We start from the raw sequence: 2,421 nt of genomic DNA, 5'->3' as shown, positions 1-2,421 counted from the left end.
TCCGTAATGGCGGCCAATCTTTTGGCCCAACGATTTCCGTTTTGACTGGCCCAGTATCACCGTTATGCTTGGCCCAATGACTACCGTATTAGACAATTAAGGGTATACAGGTTGAAAGAAATGATCGCCTTCACTCATGTAATATTGAAATTGATAGACTCCCCTCGTCTGGTTGTTGAAATAAGAAAGCTAAATGAATTTGATTTCCTAGATTCTGACAATGAAATATTAGAGGAGGAATCAGATATATCATCCGGCTATAAGCCATTGCCAACCCACATCATTGAACATGTGGAATGGATTTCCTATATCCTTAAAAGGAAAGAACTGTCAATGGTCATTCTCTTAGATAGTTACTATAGCAAATTTGATTGGTATCCTAGAAAACATCAGGAAAAGAAGTTGATTAAGATTTGTAGGAAGTAGACGCACTATTAATCATTTGTTCTGGTAAACCGCCCTGTAATGCGTGCGAGTGGCCTAATGTGGGTACTCGCTATTTATTTCTGCTCTCAACAAACAGGTTAATTCCACGTATTTAAAACCCAATACGTCCTTTAAAAGAGTATTTAATATGAACTGCAAAAAAATATGTATTTCAGAAAAAGACTTAGTGCAGGCTTTAAAAAGTCAGAGAGTTAAAGGTTTAGAGGCACTGTACAGTATGTATTCAAGTACTATTTTTGATATAGTAGCAGGGATTGTAAAACAACAAGATGCCGAAGATGTCACACAGGAGATTCTCATTGAAATTTGGAATTCCACACATAAGTACGATAGTCGGATAGGTAGGTTTTTTACCTGGATACTAAATGTGTCCCGTAATTGCGCTATTGACGTCCTCCGTTCGAGATCATTTAGAAATGGGAAGAAAAATATTGATTTATATGAAGTTCAGAATCTTGTCGAATTGAAAAGTACGGTTACTTTTTTACCGTGCTAAATTCAATGAGACAATGGATTAAGGCAAGACGATATGAACCAGATAAGTTAGGCAAGGAATAGAGGCCAACCTATAAAATGCGGAAATATGTACAATAACCCGATTGAAAAGCGGGGCTATCTGTACACAGAAGCAGTGCAGTACCTTTTCAACGTAGATCTATTAAGGCGCGCAACGGTAAGGAATCTACCAAAGGGATCATATAATCATAGATTATTCAAAGAAAGTACTTTTCTTATAAATCACATTAGGTCTATCCACGATAAACAAAAGTTTATTAGGCACATTAAACTTCAATGAGCTGCCGCTTGAATTTGAAAGTGTAGTATCTATACTGTTAAACTTTGTAGGGTAAGTCGTAAAACCAGGAGTTTTAAAACAAGGCTCTTTCGGCTTATCAGAACAGATAAATCACAGTCGATTGTACCTCGAATCCTTCATCTTTCTTATACTATAACAATGGTATCTCTGAAATTAAAATAATAGTAACCTTTGGATTCTTTATATTCAAGAGCGTAAGATCCTAATATTTTACCAGAAATATCGGAGGAATTTTGGGTGTTGTTGGAGCAACCATAGAATGTTTGTCAATATGACAGAAAAACAAACCAGAATCAAATTCTGTAAAAGAATCTCTGTCCAAAATTTGGGATCGCACGTATTTCTCATGATGACGAATCAAGTTAAAAAAATAATCAATATATAGAGAAATATCATCTTGTTAAAAGATATTTTAAATTCCATATCTTGAATTTCTAACGACAATGACATTATCTATTGTTGCATTTCAGTTAGCAGTACTTAAGGGGCTAATATTTCCTTGACTGTAAAACTGTCGCCAAAAGGCAAATAATTAAATGTACCCTTGAATTCAGCATGGGTAATCTTCGCTTGAAATTTCGTCTTAAAAGCACTTTCAATTTTTTCCAGATCTATGGCAGTTAACTTTGTATCCGATTTTAGATAGAATACTACATCTTCCACCATGCCTCCATCATTTACAAAACAATCGATAAAGAAAGATTCATCAGATAACGATTCCCATCTATTTCTATCCAATGCATACGTTAAAACATTTTTTAAGTCCTTTCTTTTGATATTAAATATTACTACAGGAAGAATATGCATTTCGTCTTTTGCATACCCTGAACGCGTTGGTTTCACATTGGTAAATTTAGAAAAGATATTCACCACTTTAAGAGGATACGGGGATTTGGCATCCGCGTCCTTTGAAACGTTATAGGAATTAGTTTGCGTAGATACCTTACCAATAGCAGTAAGTTTTTGAGCTTTTACGGTGCATATAACAGTCGAAAAAACTATAATTAGAAAGAAGAATTTCATATATTTTTTTTTCATTTTTATGGCATTGGACATTGTACACCATTGAAAGCAGAAAGCATAGCGAATGGCAATAAATTATTATCTGTTGTTGTGCTATATTCAGGATTCAAACTTTTGAACATTTCCATAAATTC

2 protein-coding genes are annotated in these 2,421 nt (G+C 34.6%); one reads left to right on the top strand and one right to left on the bottom strand.

The features are described 5' to 3' along the window. Positions 1 to 574 precede the first annotated feature (574 nt). The gene (locus tag BLW16_RS24130) at positions 575 to 943 is read left to right on the top strand and encodes an RNA polymerase sigma factor (protein WP_090560194.1); all 369 of its coding nucleotides are present in this window, start codon (positions 575 to 577) and stop codon (positions 941 to 943) included. Positions 944 to 1,744: 801 nt separating this feature from the next. Here the strand turns inward: BLW16_RS24130 and BLW16_RS22820 are convergent. Beyond that, positions 1,745 to 2,302 (bottom strand): hypothetical protein, encoded by a 558-nt coding sequence (locus BLW16_RS22820; protein ID WP_139298389.1) that lies wholly within the window; start codon positions 2,300 to 2,302, stop codon positions 1,745 to 1,747. Between the last annotated feature and the right edge of the window lie 119 nt (positions 2,303 to 2,421).

The sequence above is a fragment of the Pedobacter hartonius genome (assembly GCF_900107535.1).
GTDB lineage: Bacteria > Bacteroidota > Bacteroidia > Sphingobacteriales > Sphingobacteriaceae > Pedobacter > Pedobacter hartonius.
Note: the sequence above shows the minus strand (reverse complement) of the source record. Positions and strands in the feature narration are given on the sequence as shown.

Bases quoted from the DNA above. Each gene is read 5' to 3' on its own strand.
- BLW16_RS22820 (WP_139298389.1), bottom strand. From the start codon at position 2,302: ATGAAAAAAAAATATATGAAATTCTTCTTTCTAATTATAGTTTTTTCG.
- BLW16_RS24130 (WP_090560194.1), top strand. From the start codon at position 575: ATGAACTGCAAAAAAATATGTATTTCAGAAAAAGACTTAGTGCAGGCT.